At 44.8% G+C, this 20,938-nt stretch carries 17 protein-coding genes and 1 pseudogene; 16 read left to right on the top strand and 2 right to left on the bottom strand.

What is annotated here, in order from left to right; genetic code table 11:
- Positions 1-56 precede the first annotated feature (56 nt).
- From BAU14_RS09205 to BAU14_RS09240, 8 genes and pseudogenes are all read left to right on the top strand, one after another.
- Positions 57-1,340 (top strand): dihydroorotase, encoded by a 1,284-nt coding sequence (locus BAU14_RS09205; RefSeq protein ID WP_161899790.1) that lies wholly within the window; start codon positions 57-59, stop codon positions 1,338-1,340.
- Entirely contained in the window at positions 1,341-2,417 is a 1,077-nt protein-coding gene (locus BAU14_RS09210; protein WP_161899791.1) for a carbamoyl phosphate synthase small subunit, read from the top strand.
- Positions 2,417-5,602, top strand: coding sequence for a carbamoyl-phosphate synthase large subunit (gene carB, locus BAU14_RS09215; RefSeq protein WP_161899792.1), 3,186 nt, complete (start codon positions 2,417-2,419; stop codon positions 5,600-5,602). Before BAU14_RS09210 ends, carB begins: the two co-directional genes overlap by 1 nt.
- Positions 5,603-5,766: 164 nt before the next feature.
- Positions 5,767-6,570, top strand: a pseudogene (locus BAU14_RS09220) (dihydroorotate dehydrogenase electron transfer subunit); the annotation flags it as partial.
- 1 nt (position 6,571) lies between these two features.
- Complete coding sequence (locus tag BAU14_RS09225; RefSeq protein ID WP_161899794.1) at positions 6,572-7,507, top strand: dihydroorotate dehydrogenase; 936 nt, start codon at positions 6,572-6,574, stop codon at positions 7,505-7,507.
- Positions 7,504-8,220 carry an orotidine-5'-phosphate decarboxylase gene (pyrF, locus tag BAU14_RS09230; protein WP_161899795.1) on the top strand — a complete coding sequence of 239 codons (717 nt, stop codon included), beginning with the start codon at positions 7,504-7,506 and terminating at the stop codon, positions 8,218-8,220. Before BAU14_RS09225 ends, pyrF begins: the two co-directional genes overlap by 4 nt.
- Complete coding sequence (gene pyrE / locus BAU14_RS09235; protein WP_161899796.1) at positions 8,220-8,855, top strand: orotate phosphoribosyltransferase; 636 nt, start codon at positions 8,220-8,222, stop codon at positions 8,853-8,855. The genes pyrF and pyrE overlap by 1 nt, the downstream gene beginning before the upstream one ends.
- Positions 8,856-8,909: 54 nt before the next feature.
- Entirely contained in the window at positions 8,910-9,626 is a 717-nt protein-coding gene (locus BAU14_RS09240; protein ID WP_237580434.1) for a carbonic anhydrase family protein, read from the top strand.
- Positions 9,627-9,715: 89 nt separating this feature from the next.
- Here the strand turns inward: BAU14_RS09240 and efbA are convergent, their stop codons facing one another.
- Positions 9,716-11,416, bottom strand: a complete 1,701-nt coding sequence (gene efbA, locus BAU14_RS09245; RefSeq protein ID WP_161899797.1) for a fibronectin-binding protein EfbA — start codon at positions 11,414-11,416, stop codon at positions 9,716-9,718.
- 166 nt (positions 11,417-11,582) lie between these two features.
- Positions 11,583-11,996 (bottom strand): DUF1622 domain-containing protein, encoded by a 414-nt coding sequence (locus BAU14_RS09250; protein ID WP_161899798.1) that lies wholly within the window; start codon positions 11,994-11,996, stop codon positions 11,583-11,585.
- 300 nt (positions 11,997-12,296) lie between these two features.
- Between BAU14_RS09250 and BAU14_RS09255 the strand changes: the two genes are divergently transcribed.
- From BAU14_RS09255 to aroC, 8 genes are all read left to right on the top strand, one after another.
- Positions 12,297-12,872: a hypothetical protein gene (locus tag BAU14_RS09255; RefSeq protein WP_161899799.1), complete on the top strand. Its 576-nt coding sequence runs from the start codon at positions 12,297-12,299 to the stop codon at positions 12,870-12,872.
- Between the two features lie 423 nt (positions 12,873-13,295).
- Positions 13,296-14,324, top strand: coding sequence for a tryptophan ABC transporter substrate-binding protein (gene trpX / locus BAU14_RS09260; protein ID WP_161899800.1), 1,029 nt, complete (start codon positions 13,296-13,298; stop codon positions 14,322-14,324).
- Between the two features lie 99 nt (positions 14,325-14,423).
- Positions 14,424-15,317 (top strand): ABC transporter permease, encoded by an 894-nt coding sequence (locus BAU14_RS09265; RefSeq protein ID WP_161899801.1) that lies wholly within the window; start codon positions 14,424-14,426, stop codon positions 15,315-15,317.
- Positions 15,314-16,078 (top strand): ABC transporter ATP-binding protein, encoded by a 765-nt coding sequence (locus BAU14_RS09270; RefSeq protein WP_161899802.1) that lies wholly within the window; start codon positions 15,314-15,316, stop codon positions 16,076-16,078. The genes BAU14_RS09265 and BAU14_RS09270 overlap by 4 nt, the downstream gene beginning before the upstream one ends.
- 527 nt (positions 16,079-16,605) lie before the next feature.
- Positions 16,606-17,478 carry a shikimate dehydrogenase gene (locus tag BAU14_RS09275; protein ID WP_161899803.1) on the top strand — a complete coding sequence of 291 codons (873 nt, stop codon included), beginning with the start codon at positions 16,606-16,608 and terminating at the stop codon, positions 17,476-17,478.
- A gap of 95 nt (positions 17,479-17,573) precedes the next feature.
- The gene (gene aroF / locus BAU14_RS09280) at positions 17,574-18,605 is read left to right on the top strand and encodes a 3-deoxy-7-phosphoheptulonate synthase (RefSeq protein WP_161899804.1); all 1,032 of its coding nucleotides are present in this window, start codon (positions 17,574-17,576) and stop codon (positions 18,603-18,605) included.
- Between the two features lie 80 nt (positions 18,606-18,685).
- Positions 18,686-19,759: a 3-dehydroquinate synthase gene (gene aroB, locus BAU14_RS09285; RefSeq protein ID WP_161899805.1), complete on the top strand. Its 1,074-nt coding sequence runs from the start codon at positions 18,686-18,688 to the stop codon at positions 19,757-19,759.
- Positions 19,759-20,925 (top strand): chorismate synthase, encoded by a 1,167-nt coding sequence (aroC, locus tag BAU14_RS09290; protein WP_161899806.1) that lies wholly within the window; start codon positions 19,759-19,761, stop codon positions 20,923-20,925. The genes aroB and aroC overlap by 1 nt, the downstream gene beginning before the upstream one ends.
- Positions 20,926-20,938 lie beyond the last annotated feature (13 nt).

A 20,938-nucleotide genomic window follows, 5' to 3' on the forward strand; every position in this document is an offset into this window, starting at 1 on the left:
TTGCCCCTTTGCAGTATGCCACTCAACAAACTAAAAAAACGGAGGACAACACCACCATGAAAACATTGATCAAAAACGGAAAGCTCAACACCTTCGGAAACGAACTGACAGACGGTGCCATCTGGATCGAGGAAGGCTTGATCAAAGCCATTGGGACCGGCTTTGATGAGGCGGATTTCGAGGAAGTCTACGATGCCAAAGGACAGTTGATCACACAAGGGTTGGTGGATGTCCATGTCCATTTAAGAGAACCCGGTTTCACTTACAAAGAAACGATAAAATCAGGCAGTGAAGCAGCAGCCAGAGGTGGTTTTACTACTGTTTGTGCGATGCCGAACCTAAACCCGGTACCAGATACCCCGGAGAAACTGACCGCCATTTATGACATCATCAAAAAAGATGCCATCGTCAATGTGCTCCAATACGCGCCTATCACAGAAGATTTGCGTAGCGAAGTTTTGACAGATATGCAAGCTTTGAAAGCAGCTGGTGCTTTTGCGTTCACCAACGATGGCGTAGGTGTGCAGACGGCCGGAACGATGTATCTGGCCATGAAAGAAGCTGCCGCTAACGATATGGCACTGGTGGCCCATACTGAAGACGAATCATTGTTGTTTGGCGGAGTGATGCATGCCGGCAAACGCGCAGAAGAATTAGGTTTACCAGGGATTTTAAGCGCAACGGAGTCCTCTCAGATTGCAAGGGATCTTCTCTTGGCAGAAGCAACCGGCTGTCATTATCACGTCTGCCACGTTTCGACAAAAGAAAGCGTCCGGGTAATCCGAGATGCCAAACAAGCAGGAATCAAGGTGACTGCTGAGGTATCGCCTCACCATCTAATCTTGGCAGACCAGGATATTCCTGAAGATTTCGGTTACTGGAAAATGAATCCGCCATTGCGGGGTATCGATGACCGGGAAGCACTGATTGAAGGGCTTTTGGATGGCACGATTGACTGTATTGCAACCGATCATGCCCCTCATGGCTTTGACGAAAAGAATCAGAGCTTTTTGAAAGCACCCTTTGGGATCGTAGGCTCAGAATATGCCTTCCAACTGATTTATACGCATTTTGTGAAGACTGGCCGCTTTACACTGGAACAAGTCATCGATTGGATGGCCATCAAGCCTAGCGCTATCTTCGGTTTGAAGACCGGTCGTCTGGCGGTCGGCCAGCCGGCAGACCTGGCAGTTTTTGCCATTGACGAAGAGTACACGATTGATGACAAAGAATTTAAATCACAAGCCGTCAATACACCGTTTGTAGGATGGAAAAACTACGGCGACACACTATACACATTTGTAAACGGCAAAGTAGTTTGGCAAAAGGGGAGTAAATAAATGAAACGTTGGTTGATTTTAGAAGACGGCACTTATTTTGAAGGAGAAGGTTTCGGAGCCGAGACAAATGTCTTTGGCGAAATCGTCTTTACCACCAGTATGACTGGTTACCAAGAAACCATCACCGACCAAAGTTTCAACGGTCAAATCATCACTTTCACTTATCCGATGGTGGGAAACTACGGCATCAATCGGGATGATTACGAGTCTATCGCACCTACTTGTAAAGGCGTGGTGGTAAAAGAACACGCGCGCCGAGCCAGCAACTGGCGAAATCTGATCAGTTTAGATGAATTTTTGAAACGTAAAGAAATCCCCGGCATTGCCGGTATTGATACACGAGCATTGACTCGCAAAATTCGCCAACACGGCACGATGAAGGCGTCTATTGTATCAGAAGAGGATTTCACTCATGCGTATGATCAGCTGAAGGCAGTCGTCCTACCTACCAATCAAGTAGAACAAGTCTCCACCTCAAAACCATACCCGAGTCCAGGTATCGGACACAATGTAGTGGTTATCGATTTTGGTCTAAAGCATTCCATCTTACGGGAATTATCCAATCGCAACTGTAATCTGACTGTGTTGCCTTATAATACGCCGGCTGAAACTATCCTGGAGCTGGCGCCGGATGGGGTGATGTTGACTAACGGTCCTGGAGATCCGAAAGATGTACCGGAGGCTATCGAAATGATTCAACAGATTCAAGGAAAAGTGCCGATTTTTGGTATTTGTCTGGGCCATCAGCTGTTTGCCTTAGCCAACGGAGCGGATACCTACAAATTGAAATTCGGCCATCGAGGACTGAACCATCCGGTACGGGAAATTGCAACAGGTCGCATCGATTTTACTTCTCAAAATCACGGCTATGCTGTTGACGAGAATTCCATCGATTCTAAGCGTCTACTAGTTACTCATGTGGAAGTCAACGATGGGACTGTCGAAGGGGTTCGTCACAAAAAATATCCAGCCTTCACAGTTCAATTCCACCCCGATGCAGCACCTGGGCCTCACGATGCCCTGCACCTGTTTGATGAATTCATCGAAATGATGGATGCTGAAAAGGAGAAGAGATAATGCCAAAACGTACAGATATCAAAAAAATTATGGTGATCGGTTCAGGGCCCATTATTATCGGTCAAGCTGCCGAGTTTGATTATGCCGGTACCCAGGCGTGTCTTGCTTTGAAAGAGGAAGGCTATGAAGTCATCTTAGTCAACTCCAATCCCGCCACTATCATGACGGATAAAGAAATCGCCGACAAAGTCTATATCGAGCCAATCACATTTGAATTTGTTTCCCGTATTCTCCGCAAAGAAAACCCAGACGCACTCTTGCCAACTCTGGGGGGACAAACTGGGTTGAACATGGCGATGGAACTAGCTGAATCTGGAATTTTAGAAGAACTGGACATCGAATTGCTGGGTACTAAACTTTCTGCTATCGACCAAGCCGAAGACCGGGATCTTTTCAAACAACTAATGGAAGATTTGGGTCAACCCATTCCGGAATCAGAAATCGTATCAACTGTCGAACAAGCGGTGGCCTTTGCTAATCAAATCGGTTATCCAATCATCGTACGACCGGCATTTACCCTTGGCGGTACCGGCGGCGGAATGTGTGACAATGAAGAAGAACTCCGCACGATTGCAGAGAACGGCTTAAAACTGTCGCCAGTGACCCAATGTCTGATTGAAAAATCAATTGCCGGCTTCAAAGAAATCGAATATGAAGTGATGCGAGACTCTGCTGACAATGCGATTGTGGTCTGTAACATGGAAAACTTTGACCCCGTGGGAATCCACACGGGAGACTCCATCGTATTTGCGCCAAGTCAAACTTTGAGTGACTACGAATACCAAATGTTGCGAGATGCGTCTTTGTCGATTATTCGCGCTCTGAAAATTGAAGGCGGCTGTAATGTTCAGTTGGCCCTGGATCCTGACAGCTTCAACTATTATGTTATTGAAGTCAATCCGCGGGTCTCTCGTTCTTCAGCCCTGGCTTCAAAAGCAACAGGGTACCCGATTGCAAAACTCGCTGCCAAAATTGCTGTCGGATTAACCTTGGATGAAATGAAAAACCCAGTGACTGAAACAACTTACGCTGAATTTGAACCGGCATTGGACTACGTGGTAGCGAAAATTCCTCGTTGGCCTTTCGACAAATTCGAAAGCGGTGAGCGAGTATTGGGTACCCAGATGAAAGCCACTGGTGAAGTCATGGCAATCGGCCGTAACATCGAAGAGTCCTTGTTAAAAGCTGTTCGCTCGCTGGAAATCGGCACCTATCACGCCGAAATTGCTGAGTTGGCAACAGTAACTGATGCGGAATTGACGAAAAAGATGGTTCGGGCGCAAGATGACCGCTTGTTTTATGTCACTGAAGCTATCCGCCGCGGCTATACGATTGAAGAAATTGCTGAATTAACTAAAATCGATCTTTTCTTCTTGGATAAACTCCTTCACATCGTGGAAATTGAGCAATCCTTAGCTGCGACACCAAAAGATTTGGACTTGTTGAAACAAGCAAAACAAAATGGTTTTGCCGATAAGAAGATTGGTCAATTATGGAATATGACTGAAAATGAGATTCGCCAGTTGCGCCAAGAAGAAAAGCTGCTGCCTGTCTACAAAATGGTGGATACTTGTGCAGCTGAGTTTGAATCTGAAACCCCATATTTTTACAGCACCTATGAATTTGAAAATGAAAGTCACCGTTCAAAAACACCGTCAGTTCTTGTTCTGGGTTCTGGTCCTATTCGAATCGGACAAGGAGTAGAATTTGACTATGCGACTGTTCATTCTGTTAAAGCGATTCAAGCTGCAGGCTATGAAGCAATCATCATGAACAGTAACCCAGAAACAGTTTCTACCGACTTCTCCATCTCCGATAAACTGTACTTTGAACCGCTGACTTTGGAAGATGTCATGAACGTCATTGATCTGGAACAACCAGAAGGGGTCATCGTCCAATTCGGCGGGCAAACGGCGATCAACTTGGCGGAACCATTGGTCAAAGCTGGTGTGAAAATTTTAGGTACGTCGATTGAAGATCTGGATCGCGCAGAAAATCGTGACCTTTTCGAGCAAGCTTTAAAAGCCTTAGACATTCCGCAACCACCAGGAGATACCGCGACCAATAAAGAAGAAGCTGTGGCTATCGCTGAAAGAATCGGCTATCCGGTTTTGGTACGTCCAAGTTATGTGTTGGGGGGGCGTGCGATGGAAATTGTTGAAAATCAAGCGGATCTGGAAAACTATATGGAGACTGCTGTCAAAGCTTCACCAGAACACCCCGTCCTAGTAGATAGTTACCTGACAGGTTCCGAATGTGAAGTCGATGCAATCTGCGACGGTGAAACGGTCTTGATTCCGGGAATTATGGAACACATCGAGCGAGCTGGGGTCCACTCCGGAGACTCAATGGCTGTTTATCCACCACAATTCATGAGCGCAGAAATCAAAGCAACCATTGCTGACTATACACAAAAATTAGCTTTGGGTCTGAACTGTATCGGAATGATGAACATCCAGTTTGTTATCCATGAAAATAAAGTCTATGTGATTGAAGTCAATCCACGGGCTAGCCGGACAGTTCCTTTTTTGAGCAAAGTCACCGGTATTCCTATGGCGCAAATTGCAACCAAAGCCATCTTAGGAACCAAGCTGAAGGATCTAGGGTATGAAAACGGCTTGTATCCGGAAGACAAGAACGTGCACATCAAAGCACCAGTCTTCTCTTTTACTAAGTTACAGAAAGTTGATACCTATTTGGGCCCTGAAATGAAATCAACCGGCGAAGTCATGGGGGCAGACCGCAGCTTGGAAAAAGCACTGTACAAAGCTTTTGAAGCAGCTGGATTGAAAATTCCGGAATTTGGTGCCGTCTTGTTCACAATTGCTGACGATGCTAAAGAAGAAGCCCTCGCTTTGGCACGACGTTTTCAAGAAGTGGGCTTCAGCCTGCTAGCCACTAAAGGAACCGCAGATTATTTCCAACAGCAAGGATTGGCTGTGAAACCGATCTGCAAAATTTCTGAAACCAATTGCGAAGAAAACGTCATCGACCTCATTCGCAGCGGCAATACACAACTGGTGATCAATACGATGGACAAGAACCGGCAAGGCGCGTCAGAAGACGGCTTTATCATCCGTCGGGAGGCTGTTGAGCACGGTGTACCGCTCTTCACTTCGTTGGACACTGCCGATGCAATTTTGAAAGTCATGGAAGACCGAGCGTTCTCTACGCAAGCGATTTGATTCATCACACATCAGTTTTTCTAACGGCAAAAGGCCATAGACAAAAGCTGTAATCTATTTGCAAAAGCTATTTTTCTCCGCTCTGTAACCAGGGCAAGTGGGAAAAATAGCTTTCGCTGAGAATAATGACTGTCGCTTAGGCAACTGCGGCAAACAAAGGGGAGTTTTCATTGAAACAGGAAATGATGACCATCACACAACAACGTCAATTGGCTCCGCGTATCTACGAAATGACACTGTCCGGACATCTGGTACAGGAAATGAAAAAAAGCGGACAGTTTTTGCATATTCGAGTGCCGCGGGAAGATATGTTGTTGCGGCGACCAATCAGTATCAATCACATTGATCGTGAAGCAGGAACTTGTCGAATTATTTACCGGACAGAAGGAGAAGGTACCAAAGTTTTTGCCCAGCTGCAAGCAGGGGAGCAACTAGATGTTTTGGGTCCTTTGGGGAATGGCTTTGACTTGTCACAGATTCAAGCTGGTGATGAGGTCTACATCATTGGTGGGGGGATTGGGATTCCACCTCTGTATGAACTTTCCCGCCGGATTTTGGCTCTTGGGGCTGTCCCAATCCATTTTCTGGGCTTTGCTTCAAAAGAAGTCATGTATTACACAGAAGAATTCAAGGCTCTTGGGGAGTGTCGTTTTGCAACTGATGATGGCAGCTTTGGGGTTCACGGCAATGTGGGAAACCTTTTGTTAACAGCTTTAGCAGCAGAAGGCTATGGGGATAATCCACCGGCTGCCGTCTTTGCTTGCGGGAACAATGGGATGTTGAAGACGGTCGATCAATTGTTTTCTGATCACCCGAATGCGCAGATTTCTTTAGAATCTCGTATGGCCTGTGGGATAGGGGCATGCTATGCCTGTGTCTGTCACATTGCCGATGATGAAACCGGTCAAAAGAGTGTGAAGGTCTGCGATCAAGGGCCAATTTTCCCAGTCGGAAAGGTGGTCATCTAATATGAATGAAAACTTACGTATACAACTCCCCGGATTGGATTTGAAAAACCCTATCATTCCTGCTAGTGGGTGTTTCGGATTTGGTAAGGAGTATGGTGAATATTATGATTTAAATGAACTCGGGTCAATCATGATCAAAGCGACTACCCCAAAAGAGCGTTTTGGCAATGAAACACCGCGAGTTGCTGAAACTCCCAGTGGCATGTTGAATGCGATCGGCTTACAAAATCCCGGCATGAAAGTCGTGATGGAAGAACACCTGACGTATTTAGCAGAGCGTTATCCAGCATTGCCGATCATCGCCAATGTTGCAGGCTCTTGTGAAGAAGATTATGTAGAGGTTTGCGCCAAAATCGGCGATGCGCCAAACGTAAAAGCGATTGAATTAAATATCTCTTGTCCCAACGTCCGTCATGGTGGGATGGCGTTTGGAACTGAGCCAGATGTCGCTGGAAGTTTGACGGCTGCTGTCAAAAAGGTGGCTAAGGTGCCGGTATATGTCAAACTTTCACCAAATGTCACAGATATCGTTCCTATCGCCAAAGCCGTTGAAGCTGGTGGCGCTGACGGGTTTACGATGATTAATACACTTTTGGGGATGCGCATTGACCTTAACACCCGCAAACCAATTTTAGCCAATTTAACTGGAGGCTTGTCTGGTCCGGCCATCAAGCCGGTAGCAATTCGGCTGATTCATCAAGTGGCAGGTGTTAGCGATTTGCCAATCATCGGCATGGGCGGTGTTATGACAGTAGACGATGTTTTAGAGATGTTTATGGCTGGCGCTTCCGCTGTTGCAGTAGGAACCGCTAATTTCACGGATCCTTACATTTGTCCGAAACTAATTGACCAGCTGCCCCTGCGAATGGCTGAGTTAGGTATAGAGTCTTTAGAAAAACTGATTCAAGAAGTTCGAGAGGAGCGCAAAAAAGCATGAACACACGTCCGATTATTGCCTTAGACTTCCCAGATCTTGGCAGCGTCCAACTTTTTTTAAAAAACTTTCCTCACGAGGAAAAATTATTCGTCAAAGTAGGCATGGAATTGTTTTATGAAGACGGACCAGAGGTGGTTCGTTACTTAAAGCGACAAGGTCATGATATTTTCTTAGATTTGAAACTTCACGATATTCCGAATACGGTCGAAAGCGGTATGAGGCGAATCGCGGGAATGGGGGTTGCCATTGCCAACGTGCATGCCGCTGGTGGAATTGAGATGATGGAGGCTGCCCTTAGAGGTTTGGAAGCAGGCAAGCCAGCTGGTCAAGAACGGGCGAAGTTGATTGCCGTCACCCAATTGACATCTACATCAGAAGAACAAATGCATCAAGATCAACTGATCCAAGTCTCACTGGAAGAAAGTGTCCGTCATTATGCGCAATGCGCTAAAAAGGCTGGCTTGGACGGCGTGGTCTGCTCTGCTCAAGAAGTCACAGCGATCAAACAGGCCACCGACGAAGACTTTATCTGCTTGACTCCGGGAATTCGTCCAACAGGAGCTGACGCAGGAGACCAAAAACGGGTCATGACCCCTGCTGCTGCGCGAAAAATCGGTTCTGATTATATTGTCGTGGGCCGTCCCATTACACAAGCAACAAACCCTTATGAAGCCTATACTCAAATCAAAAAAGAATGGAATGGTGAAGCTTGATGACAACGATTGAAACTGCTGTAGCTAAAGACCTTTTAGAGATTGAAGCTGTCTTTTTGAGTCCCAATGAACCTTTTACGTGGGCCTCAGGTATCAAGAGCCCGATTTATTGTGACAACCGCATTACGATCAGCTATCCGAAAGTTCGCAAGCAGATTGCACAAGGCTTGGCAGAAAAGATTAAAGCCGAATATCCAGATGTGGAAGTCATTGCAGGTGCCGCTACTGGTGGTGTGCCTCATGCTGCTTGGGTGGCGGATATTCTGGATTTGCCAATGGTCTATATTCGTTCCAAAGCAAAAGATCACGGCAAAGGAAATCAAATAGAAGGGCGCATTCAAAAAGGCCAAAAAATGGTTATTATTGAAGATTTGATTTCTACCGGCGGTTCTGTTTTGGGGACGGCAGAAGCTGCCAAACGTGAAGGGGCAGAAGTTCTAGCGGTAGCTGCCATTTTTACCTATGAATTGCCAAAAGGAAAAGAAAACTTTGAAAAGGCGGGCATTCCGCTTTTGACATTGACTAACTATTCTACGTTGATTCAAGCTGCTTTGGAAACTAATTATATTAATGAAGCAGATCTCGAACTTTTAAAAAAATTCAAGGAAGATCCGAACGGCTGGTTGGCAAATTAAGCGGTTTTTGCGGTAAAATGCAGACAACTCTTTTTTACGAAAGGATTGAGGCAGATGATTAAACGGAATATGGATGTTCCGTGGAGCTATCAAGGAGAAAATGGTCCCGAACACTGGCACACTTTATGTGACTGGTATCGAGAAGGGGCTGAGTTTGCCTACCAATCACCGATCCATCTTCGACACGAAGGGGCTGTTTCAGGGAAACAGGCTGCTTTTGAGAGCCTGCATTTTTCTTACCGAACCGAACGTTTCACTGAAAAAGAATTTAAAAATACGATTCACTTTATTCCCTTTGAATGCGAAAGCCATGTGGTTTTTAAAGGTGTGCGCTATGCTCTGACAGATATCCACTATCACTTGCCAAGTGAGCATTGGATTGACGGTGAGCAAAAGCCGGTGGAAATTCATCTCGTTCATATGAACAATGAAGGAACCAACTTGGTGGTAGGAGTACTGTGTGAGATTGTTCCAGAAATTTTGGAAGAGGGCCCGTTACGGCAATCAGAAATTTGGGATTTGGATCAGCATTTAGAGGTTTTCGATCCAAGCGTGTTTTTGCCACGATCAAAAAGTCATTTTCACTATGTCGGTTCCTTGACGACTCCACCTACCAAGGGGCCAATCAACTGGTTTGTATTTGACGAGACGACAAAACTTTCAAGAGTCTTTTTGTCTCAATTCCAAGAAGAGATTTTGCAAGGAAATAATCGGCCACTTCAAGAGAGTAAAGATCGCAGAATTTATTATTTTGACGAAGTTGAGGAATAAAAAAATTCCCGTTGGTCGGTCACAACATATAAAAAAGACTCGGCCCCTGATGATCGAGTCTTTTTAACGTTCTGTTTGAAAACACAGGATTATCCTCGAAGTTTAGCTATTTCAGCTTCTTCTGGGGTAACATAAAGGGTTTTCTGATTCTCATAGATGACATACCCTGGTTTGGCACCGTTTGGCTTACGGATGTATTTCACCTGCACATAGTCAACCGGGACTTGAGCAGAGTTGCGATACTTGGAATAATAAGCCGCCAAATTTGCTGCCTGCATCAGCGTTTCTTCAGAAGGCGCATCAGTCCGGATGATGACATGAGAGCCTGGGATGTTTTTGGCGTGTAACCAAGTATCCGTCTTGCGAGCCGTTCGCAAAGTCAGTTGGTCATTTTGCAGATTATTTTTTCCAACCAAGATTTCAGTGCCATCTGAAGCATGAAATACTTCTGGCTGTGAAGGTTTCTCTTTGCGCTTTTTCGGATTACGATTTCTGATATAGCCTTGAGCGGTCAATTCTTCGCGAATCACTGATAAATCCATCGGCCCAGCGATTTCTAATTGCGCCAGTACAGATTCCAGATAAGCGATTTCCGCCTTGGTTTCAGCAATCTGTTGATAGACCAGCTTGACGGCATTTTTAAGCTTTTGATAGCGCGTAAAATACTTCTGGGCATTTTGGTTAGGAGTCAGCGCCGGATCCAGTTGGATAGACAACAGGCGATCTTCATCGTAATAATTAGCAACTTCGACTGTTTTAGCACCGCGGGGAACTTGATATAAAAAGGTAGTTAACAGTTCGCCTTTTTGGCGGAAATCTTCGGCATTTTCCGAATCTTTTAAGGTCTGTTCCCGCTTTGCCAGCTTACTGCGGTTGCGCTTCAATTCATTTTCTACTTTACGAATCAACTCGCCGCCTTGTTGCTTCACACGATCCCGCTCGGCTTTGTCATGATAGAAGGCATCTAAAAGACTGCTGAGAGACTCATATTCTTGTGCTTTTTCTGCTGACTCAGCTAAGGATTGAAAAGCCGTGGGTGTGAAAAATTCTTTTTGTCCTACAAGGTAATAAGTAGGCTGTTTTTTCTGCTGAAGACTTTCAAAAAACTCCTGCCAAACAGGTAATTTTTCATTTGGTCGCTTTAATAGCCGGAAAGCAAGTTCGTCTGCTGTATCACGTCCCAAACCTTGGAATTGCTGCTGTAGTGCTTTTCCGGTTAGTTCCGGCAAGCGAGACAATCGCTCAAAAACCTCGTGATCAGAAGCAAGGTAGGGATTGATTGTTTCTTGTTTGGGCGGCGCGATATATTCGAGGCCTGGAAGGAGTGAGCGGTAAGTATTTTGACTGGAGCCGATATGCTTGATAGCATCCAATATTTTTCCGCTCTCTTGATTCAGCAGTAAAATCGTACTGTGGCGGCCCATCAATTCCACCACCAAAAGAATGTTTTGAAGATCCCCCAGCTCATCACGACGACTAAAGGTAAAATGAATCACGCGATCATTGTCAACTTGCTGGATGGCTTCTAAAATGGCACCTTCCAAGTATTTTCTGAGCATCATCACAAAATTAGGTGGGGTGTCTGGATTACTATAAGACATATTAGTAATTTGCACTCGTGCATACGCAGGGTGGGCGGACAAAAGTAATTTGCGATTTTTTCCCTGACTGCGGATCACCAGAACGACTTCGTTTGGATAGGGTTGGTGGATCTTACTCACCCGACCACTTATGAGAGTCGCCTGCAGTTCATCTACCATTTGATGGGTGAATATTCCGTCAAAGGACATCAGTCATTCCTCATTTCTATAAAAATCAATAGTTTCGTATTGTCTGTGTGTTGCCTACTAAAAAAGGTGACAAAAGTGGCTGGTTTTAAAGCACACCTATTCATTATAAGCGACTTTTCACCAAATAAAAAGAACGGCCCACCGAGAGTAGACCGTCCACACCTGTTCAGCGCAATTTTCGTTGGATTTTTTGCCGTTCTTCTTGATTGTGTTCTTCTTCGTCCAATGCCTCCTGGATTTCACGATGCAAGAAAAATGAAATCACTGTTCGAATCACGACCACCGCGGCTAGTCGAAGAATGTCTTCAAAGGTAGGATTGACAATGGATTCAATGATATCGGCAGCAATTAAAATTTCCAAGCTCAATAGAATGTAGCTGCCCAAAAAATTACGAATGAAGTTATTGTGCCGTGCAGCCCGAACATGGTCTGGCTGGGTGCATTCTGTTTTGATAAAGTCATAGCCGGAAATCACCACGCCCCAGATCAAAACCAGGATGGACAGTGTATTGAGGCCGGTCACGATTAATTGAAAAACCGGGCTCATAAAATTCATAATTACATCGGATAAGTGCGTCATAGTATTCCTCCCACCGCTGAAAAAATCAGCGAAGCTTTTGTCAAAAAACCTTCGACTTTGTAAAATCGGAGGTCAACAGTCCCTCAGCAGTTATCAGCTGTTTCTCTTTTTTAATCATAACCAAACTTGCCTGAGAAAGAAAGTTTTTGCTTGTAACTATTCTTTTTGTATTTTTTGTTTAAAGCGTTTCTCTTTGACCTTGCTCGTTACCGGAGCAAATGCTAGTATTAAGGATAATCTGATGGAAAAAGGCACGGTTGACCGATAAGTTCAGACCTTGCCGACTACAGGAGGAACACCATGGATCGGATAAGACGCACCTTGAATGCTGTTAAAAATGGCGTGAGAGATTTCTATGAAGATTTGGAAGGCTGGTTTTATACCAACCAGCGAAGGGGCTTACTAACTTTTGCCGGCATCTTAGCCTGTGTGGCGCTTTTTTCAGTTTCTATGGTCGTGGCTCAAGCTCGTGTTAGACAATCAGAATATGAAGAAATCATCTACCCAGGCCTGGTTTCTGAGCGTATGAAGACGATTGAGTATGGCAAAGAGGATCAATGGATTGCTTCAAAAAGTGCGATTTCAGTGATGTTTGCGCCGCCCCACGGTGATGAGCGCAATCAGGTGGATCATTTACTGGAGCAAAAGCACAAGGAGCTGAATCGCGATTTTTACTACTATCCTCTCGTTTATGACACCGTCAATATCGGAGAAAAATACAACATCGATCCTACAAAAGTAACCTTTGTCTTCTTTGAAAAAGGGGTTGAGAAAAATCGTTTGGAATTTTCTAAGCTAACAGACAAAGAATCTTCTTTCATTCCAGAGCTGAATCGCCTGCCTATGTGGAACATTAAAAGCCTGGATGAGGAATAATTTTCATTGTCGGGGAACTGGATACTGGTTGATTATTCAGATTTTTTCAGAAATTGATTGACGGAAAGATTTTCATAGCGTATTCTGTTTTTAACAATAATTTATTAAAAGAGGAGTGACCATCATGACAACAACTATTTTCAACTCAGGACGATCTCAAGCATGGCGTATCTGGCGTAGGTAGTTGTATTGGTGGAGCTTTTTTCCATAGATACAACTTTTTAGAGTATCCTTCTAAAATTTGTATCTATGACGGACGATTCGAATTTATTGACCGCATAGACACTATCTATGCGGTTTTTTTCTTTATCAAAATCGGGGGATAGTGATGAAGGATACTCAATTTTAAGCTCTGTTGGTAATGTTTCTTTAACAAAGTAACAAGGGTTTATGACGAGAAGGAATAAGAAAGGATGACTAATTATGAAAAATAAAGGACTTTTGACAGCTGTTGCAGTAATCGTAATCGTATTGGGAGGCTTTGCTCTTTTTCAAGGATTCCAAAAAGACAACAAATCAGCCAAAACCACTACTTCGACAACCAGCAATCAGAAGCAATATACAGTAGGAGTACTTCAGCTGATGAGTCACCCGGCATTGGATCAAATTTATGAAGGAATCAAGGAAGGCTTGGCAGAAGAGGGCTTAAAAGAAGGCGAAAATCTAACAATTAATTTCCAAAATGGTCAAGGTGATCAAAGCAAACTCAACACGATGAGTCAACAACTGGTCCAAGACAAATCAGAAGTCTTGATAGGCATTGCAACTCCAGCTGCCCAAGCTCTCGATAACAATGTCAAGAAAAAAGATATACCTATTGTGTTAGGAGCCGTTACCGATCCTGAAGGGGCTGGTCTCGTCGCTTCCAATGATGCTCCAGGTGCCAATATCACCGGTGTCTCTGACCAGCCACCCGTAGAAGAAATCATTGCGCTAGCTAAAAAAATGTTGCCCAACGCTAAAAAAGTTGGAATGCTTTACGCCTCTTCAGAAGCCAACTCGAAGTTCCAAGTGGCCAAAGCCTCTGAAAAAGCCAAAGAACTGGGCATGGAAGTTGTCAACAAACCAGTAGCTTCTACAAATGAAGTTGCTCAGACGGTTCAAATTTTAGCCAATGAAGTTGACTTTGTCTTTATTCCTTTAGACAACACTATTGCCAATGCGATGGAAACCGTTGCACAAGAAGCCGAAAAACAAAAGCTGCCGGTCTTTCCTTCTGTTGAGACTATGGTTCAACAAGGTGGCGTGGCAACGATTGGGATCAGTCAAAAAGAACTAGGTGTGCAGACGGGAAAAATGGCTGCTCAAATCGTAAAGGGTGAAGCCGAACCAGCAACTACGCCGATTTTCACTTTTTCAAAAGGGGAAACCATCATTAACCAAAAACAAGCAGAAGCATTGGAAATCCATCTATCCGATGAGCTGACCAAAGATGCCCGCTTCACAGAATAATCCTGGAGTGTAACTACCACAATAAGTGTGTAGAACTTGTAAAAAAGCAGTTCGCTAAACATGAGCCGCCGCATAATCGGAGACAAGGGGAGAAAAATTATGATCGTTTCAACAATCGGCCAAGGACTGTTATGGTCGTTACTGGCAATCGGTATCTTTATGACTTATCGGATTTTAAACTTTCCAGACATGACTACAGAAGGAACCTTTCCTTTGGGCGGGGCTGTTTGTGTGACGGCCATCACCAATGGCATTCATCCAGTCTTGGCAACACTTTTAGGCGTATTGGCCGGCATGTGCGCCGGCTTTGTGACTGGGGTGTTATACACGAAGGGTAAGATTCCAGTCATTTTGGCAGGGATTTTGGTTATGTCCGGTTTAAATTCAGTCATTCTTTATGTGATGAAAAGTCCCAACAAAGGGCTGGGGCATCAATATCCCAAGATTCAGGACTTCTTCACAAAAATGAATCTGCCAGACTACTTTGATATTGTCCTTTTAGGCGCATTGTTCGTGGTACTGACGATTGTTTTGCTACTATTTTTCTTCAATACCGATCTGGGGCAAGCTTACATTGCTACCGGTGACAATGAAACGATGGCGCGCTCTTTGGGTATCAAAACAGATCGGATGAAAATTTTAGGTTTGACCCTTTCAAACGGAGTTATCGCATTATCCGGCGCGTTGATTTCTCAAAATGACGGGTATGCTGATGTTTCAAAAGGCGTGGGAGTCATTGTCATCGGTTTGGCGGCAATTATTATCGGTGAAGTGCTCTTTGGCGAGTTGACCTTTGCCGAACGATTGATTGCTATCGTCGTAGGCAGCATTATCTACCAACTGATTGTCTTCTTGATTATTTTCGCTGGCTTTGACACGACTTACTTGAAGATCATCTCTTCAGCTATTCTGGCAGTCTGCTTGATGATTCCACAATTGAAGCAAGCACTGCATCTGAAAACAGGCTTTGAAAAAGAGGAGGCAGGACAATGACTCGTTTAACCATCGAAAAGGGCTACAAAACGATTAAAAACGGAATGGATGAGACGCGTGTCCTGTTAGATCATATTGATTTGACCATCAATCCTGGGGAATTTGTCACTGTAGTGGGGGGAAACGGTGCTGGTAAGAGTACACTTTTTAACAGCATTGCCGGTACACTGCCGATGACTTCCGGAAAAATACGGATCAACGAACACGATGTGACCAGAAGATCAGAAGAGGATCGGGCAAAGTACATCACCCGTGTTTTTCAAGATCCTAAAATGGGGACGGCTCCCCGCATGACGGTTGCCGAAAATCTTTTATTGGCTGAAAAACGCGGCCAGCATCGTCTTTTAGCACCTCGAAAGCTCAATGAACGCAAAGAATATTATGGTAAGCTGTGCCAACGAGTAGGAAACGGCTTGGAAAATCATTTGGATACCCCTACTGGAAATTTGTCTGGCGGGCAGCGTCAGGCATTGAGTCTTTTAATGGCAACTTTAACGGAACCAGAATTGCTGCTTTTGGATGAACACACTGCTGCTTTAGATCCCAAAACTTCTAAAAATCTGATGCAGCTCACCAATGACATGGTGACGGATCAAAACCTCACTTGTTTGATGATCACACATCATATGGAGGATGCTCTGGCATTTGGCAATCGCTTGATCCTGATGAAAAAGGGCAGAATTGCCAAAGACTTGGATGCAAAAGAAAAGCAAATTCTTACCTTGTCAGAACTATTATTGTTCTTTGAAGACGACTTGTAATCGTGAACATCTTCAATGAAAGTAACAGGATTTTCGGATTCTTTTCTTGAAAAACTGAATATTTCTTGCAAATACTGTTGACAGGTGTTTGCAAGGAGTCTATACTGAACTCAACCTTAAACCAGTTTGGAGCGATTCTTGATGAAAAGATCATTGACCCCACAACTGAATAAGTATTACTTTAGCTATTTTAGATAGGCTGTATTCATGAAACCATGGGTACAGACGCAGCAGTTTGTATCTATGATGGCTAAGGGATTTTGACTTGACTTACTCGCCACCGTAGAGAATATCTATAGTGGCTTTTCTTTTACGCTTTGTCCGGACAAGGCATTTGAGGGTGTTCACTGTAGATTCGTCGCGGTGGATGCCCTTTTTTTGTCAAACAAGAGAAGGCGGTCAAGAACAAAGACTCTTCGATAAAATCTTAATTTGTGATCACTTCACAAGGAGTTGTCGGAGCGCTTCAATTTGTTTAAAACAGATTGGACGGCTTTTGGAAAAGTAGTCAGGATTGGAGGAAACCCATGAAAAAAATGATCACGGGGCATACCCGTCTTGCTGGATTGATCGGCAAACCAACACATCACAGCATTTCACCACTGATGCACACCACCGCTTTTGCAGCTTGTGGCATTGATGCTGTCTATCTTTCTTTTGATATCGAGTCTGAAGAAGTAGCAGCTGCACTAGAGGCAATCAAAACACTGTCATTTATCGGTGCCAATGTGACCATGCCCCATAAAGCTGCAGTCCTGCCTTACTTGGATGACGTATCACCAGCGGCTCGATTAATCGGTGCTGTAAATACAATTGTTCCGAGTGACGGCAAATTGGTAGGACACAACACTGACGGCAGCGGCTTTATGCGCAGCTTGCAAGACATTGATGTGAATCCCATCAATCAACAGATAACAATTTTAGGAGCTGGTGGGGCGGCAACCGCCATCATCACTCAAGCAGCCTTGGACGGCGTTAAAGCGATTCACGTCTACAATCGTAAAGATCAATTTTTTGCAAAAAGTGCGGAAAAACTACAAGTGATTGCCGCAGAAACCGGCTGTCAGATTCAGCTCTTTGATTTAGAAGCACAAGCAGACCAATTGTCCGAATCACTGACCGATAGTTGCCTGTTGGTCAATGCTACTGGCGTGGGGATGGCGCCGCATACGGCTGCCAGCGCTTTGCCGGACTTTGAGCTTTTAAAAGGGGAGCTGGCCGTATATGATGTTATTTACGATCCTCGGGAAACTTTACTTTTGCAAGAAGCCAAAGCAAGGGGCCTCAAAACAGCAAACGGCTTAGGTATGTTGTTGTATCAAGGGGCCGCAGCCTTCAAATTGTGGACTGGCAAAGAAATGCCCACTGCCACGATCAAGCCGTTGATTGAAGCGCAGTAATACTTGAAAATAAAAGGAACAATCACACAGTTTAGCGATGAAAAACAGGAACATTGCCAATCTGTTCAATGATTTACAAAAAAGGAGAAATGAAAATGATCGTCATTATGAAACCCGGGGCTACCCGCGAACAAGTAGAAAATGTGGTTAAGCGTATAAAAAAAGAAGGACTAGATGTTAATATTGATGAAGGTTCTGAACATATCGTCATCGGTTTGAAAGGTGATACCCGCAATGTCCAGGATGTCGCTTTTTACAGCTACGATGGGGTAGAAAAAGCGGTCCGAATTTCAAATACTTACAAATTGACTTCTCGTGAATTTCACCCTGGAGACACTGTCGTGGATGTCGATGGTGTGAAAATCGGTGACGGAAATTTTGTTACGATGGCAGGCCCTTGTTCCATTGAAGGACTGGATCAAATCAGAGAGTGTGCCCGTATCGCAAAAGCCGGCGGCGCCCAAATTTTACGTGGGGGAGCTTTCAAGCCCCGTACCTCTCCTTACGCTTTCCAAGGTCTGGAAGAAGAAGGGCTGAAATACATCCGCCAGGCAGCCGATGAATTTGATATGAAGGTCATTACTGAAGTTATGGATGAAAGCCATATTGAGATGGTTGCTGAATACAGCGACATTTTGCAGATTGGTGCTCGGAACATGCAAAACTACAAGTTGCTCCAAGCTGTCGGTAAAACGGGGAAACCCATTGGTCTTAAACGCGGGATTGCCGGGACCATTGATGAATGGCTCAATGCGGCAGAATACATCGCAATTTCTGACAAGTCACCGGTGATTTTCATTGAACGAGGGATTCGAACCTACGAAACCGCCACAAGAAACACCTTTGATCTTAGTGCTGTTCCTCTAATCAAAAAACTCAGTCATTTCCCAATCATCGTCGATCCTTCCCACGGTACCGGGATTTGGGACTTGGTACCACCAATGGCTAGAGCGGGTGTTGCTGCCGGCGCAGACGGTATGATCGTAGAGATTCATCCAGATCCAGCCAATGCTTGGTCAGATGGCCCTCAATCGTTGAATGAAAAAACTTACATGAGAATGATGAAGGAAGTCACAATCATGGAAAAAGCCATGAAAGAAATCAAAGCATTGGAAATCGGTGGCTGATTCAAACCAAAAGTTGTTCATCCAAAAAGTCGGGGATTGCTGAGACCAAGCTCTCGGTAATCCCTCAAGGGGGAAATAAAATGCTGACCATCCATTTAAAAGACCATCAATACGATATTCATATCCGAAAAGGTTGCTTAAAAGAAGTCGGTTCTTTGCTAAAAGAGCTTTGGCAGCCACAAAAAGTTGCCATTATCACGGATGACAATGTGGCGCCTCTCTACGCTGAAATCGTCCGACAAGCTGTAGAGAAAGCCGGCTTTGAACCAGTTATTCACGTTGTTGCCAATGGAGAGGCGAGTAAATCATTGGCAGAGGCAGAGAATATCTACAGCTTTTTAGCCGATGAAGGGTTCACTCGTTCTGACGGCATTATTGCCTTAGGTGGGGGCGTTATCGGCGATTTAGCTGCTTTTGCGGCATCTACGTATATGCGTGGGATCCATTTTATTCAAATCCCCACGACCCTTTTGGCACAAGTAGACTCAAGCATTGGTGGTAAGACAGCTGTCAACACAGCCAAAGCCAAAAACCTAGTCGGCACTTTCAGTCAACCAGATGGCGTACTGATCGATCCGGAAGTCTTGACAACTTTGGATAGGAGAAGGATCAGAGAAGGTATTGCGGAAATCATCAAGTCAGCTGCTATTGCGGATCTTGACCTTTGGAATTTTTTGAATAATTTGACAGATGAAAACGATTTGTTGGCCCAGGCTGACTATGTGATTACAGAAACTTTGAAAGTGAAACAAAAAGTCGTGGAAGAAGATGAGTTTGACAACGGCATTCGACTGATTTTGAACTTTGGCCACACGATTGGCCACGCAGTTGAAAAAACATCAGGCTATGGCGTAGTCAGTCATGGTGAGGGCGTTGCGATTGGCATGATGCAGATCAATGCTCACGCAGAGAAAATTGGATTGTCTCCTGTGGGAAGTACGGCCCGGCTAAAAGCCATGATTGAAAAATTTCATCTGCCAATTCATGCAGAGAATTGGGATGAAGCGCGTTTGTTTGAAGCAATTACCCATGACAAGAAAGCCCGTGGGACAAATTTGAAGCTGATTTTATTAACCGATATCGGTGAAGCCAAAATCGTGACGGTGCCACTTGAAGAACTACGACAATACTTAGATAGAGAGGATGTAAGCTAATGCGTTATATTACAGCAGGGGAATCACACGGCCCGCAATTGACGGCTATCATTGAAGGATTACCGGCAGGGTTACCGTTGACGGCAGAAGATATCAACATTGAATTGGCACGGCGGCAAACCGGCTATGGTCGAGGAGGTCGCATGAAGATTGAAAAAGACCAGGTGCAGATTCTATCGGGGGTGCGCCATGGCAAGACGATTGGGGCACCGGTTACTTTAGTAGTCGAAAATCGTGACTGGAAAAACTGGACGACGATTATGGCAGCTGAGGATGTTTCCGAAGAAGCAAAGGCTGTCAGAAAAGTGACTCGGCCCCGGCCTGGTCACGCGGATCTAGTTGGAGGCATGAAATATCACCATCGGGACCTGCGAAATGTTTTAGAACGCTCTTCTGCCAGAGAAACAACGATGCGGGTTGCAATTGGCGCAGTAGCAAAGAAATTATTGTCGGAGCTCGGGGTGATTGTTGCCGGGCACGTGACAGTTTTAGGTGGCATCAAAGCGACGATTCCTGATGGTATGTCGATTCAAGAAATCAAGGAACGTTCGGAAGCATCGGAAATTCGAGTTGTTGACCCAACTGTGGAAGAAGAAATCAAAGCCCTGATTGATGCGACCAAGAAAAAAGGCGATACGATTGGTGGCGTAGTTGAAGTCATCATTGGCGGCGTTCCTGCTGGATTAGGCAGTTATGTGCAATGGGATAAAAAACTTGATGCCAAGTTGGCCCAAGCCATTGTCAGTATCAATGCCTTCAAGGGAGTAGAGTTTGGGGTTGGTTTTGAAGCAGGTAATCTGCCGGGATCATTGGTAATGGATGAAATCCAATGGAGTGAGGCAGATGGCTACACACGAAAAAACGATAATCTCGGCGGCTTTGAAGGAGGCATGACAAATGGTGAAGCCATTGTCATCAAAGGAGTCATGAAACCAATCCCGACTTTATATAAGCCGCTACAGACCATCGATATTGAAACAAAAGAGCCTTACAAGGCCAGTGTGGAACGATCAGACAGTACAGCTGTCCCAGCAGCTTCCGTCGTTGCTGAAAATGTAGCAGCGACAGTATTAGCCACAGCCTTTTTAGAAAAATTCGGCAGCGACTCATTCGATGAGCTGAAGGCGGCAGTTGCCGCATATAGAGAGTACTTGAAAAATTACTGAGAGGGGAAACCAG

It is taken from the genome of Candidatus Enterococcus leclercqii (assembly GCF_009933135.1).
GTDB lineage: Bacteria > Bacillota > Bacilli > Lactobacillales > Enterococcaceae > Enterococcus_C > Enterococcus_C leclercqii.

What these genes read in the sequence shown, in the direction of transcription:
- BAU14_RS09205 (WP_161899790.1), top strand. Translation starts at nt 57, where the DNA reads ATGAAAACATTGATCAAAAACGGAAAGCTCAACACCTTCGGAAACGAA.
- BAU14_RS09210 (WP_161899791.1), top strand. Translation starts at nt 1,341, where the DNA reads ATGAAACGTTGGTTGATTTTAGAAGACGGCACTTATTTTGAAGGAGAA.
- carB (WP_161899792.1), top strand. Translation starts at nt 2,417, where the DNA reads ATGCCAAAACGTACAGATATCAAAAAAATTATGGTGATCGGTTCAGGG.
- BAU14_RS09225 (WP_161899794.1), top strand. Translation starts at nt 6,572, where the DNA reads ATGAATGAAAACTTACGTATACAACTCCCCGGATTGGATTTGAAAAAC.
- pyrF (WP_161899795.1), top strand. Translation starts at nt 7,504, where the DNA reads ATGAACACACGTCCGATTATTGCCTTAGACTTCCCAGATCTTGGCAGC.
- pyrE (WP_161899796.1), top strand. Translation starts at nt 8,220, where the DNA reads ATGACAACGATTGAAACTGCTGTAGCTAAAGACCTTTTAGAGATTGAA.
- BAU14_RS09240 (WP_237580434.1), top strand. Translation starts at nt 8,910, where the DNA reads ATGATTAAACGGAATATGGATGTTCCGTGGAGCTATCAAGGAGAAAAT.
- efbA (WP_161899797.1), bottom strand. Translation starts at nt 11,416, where the DNA reads ATGTCCTTTGACGGAATATTCACCCATCAAATGGTAGATGAACTGCAG.
- BAU14_RS09250 (WP_161899798.1), bottom strand. Translation starts at nt 11,996, where the DNA reads ATGACGCACTTATCCGATGTAATTATGAATTTTATGAGCCCGGTTTTT.
- BAU14_RS09255 (WP_161899799.1), top strand. Translation starts at nt 12,297, where the DNA reads ATGGATCGGATAAGACGCACCTTGAATGCTGTTAAAAATGGCGTGAGA.
- trpX (WP_161899800.1), top strand. Translation starts at nt 13,296, where the DNA reads ATGAAAAATAAAGGACTTTTGACAGCTGTTGCAGTAATCGTAATCGTA.
- BAU14_RS09265 (WP_161899801.1), top strand. Translation starts at nt 14,424, where the DNA reads ATGATCGTTTCAACAATCGGCCAAGGACTGTTATGGTCGTTACTGGCA.
- BAU14_RS09270 (WP_161899802.1), top strand. Translation starts at nt 15,314, where the DNA reads ATGACTCGTTTAACCATCGAAAAGGGCTACAAAACGATTAAAAACGGA.
- BAU14_RS09275 (WP_161899803.1), top strand. Translation starts at nt 16,606, where the DNA reads ATGAAAAAAATGATCACGGGGCATACCCGTCTTGCTGGATTGATCGGC.
- aroF (WP_161899804.1), top strand. Translation starts at nt 17,574, where the DNA reads ATGATCGTCATTATGAAACCCGGGGCTACCCGCGAACAAGTAGAAAAT.
- aroB (WP_161899805.1), top strand. Translation starts at nt 18,686, where the DNA reads ATGCTGACCATCCATTTAAAAGACCATCAATACGATATTCATATCCGA.
- aroC (WP_161899806.1), top strand. Translation starts at nt 19,759, where the DNA reads ATGCGTTATATTACAGCAGGGGAATCACACGGCCCGCAATTGACGGCT.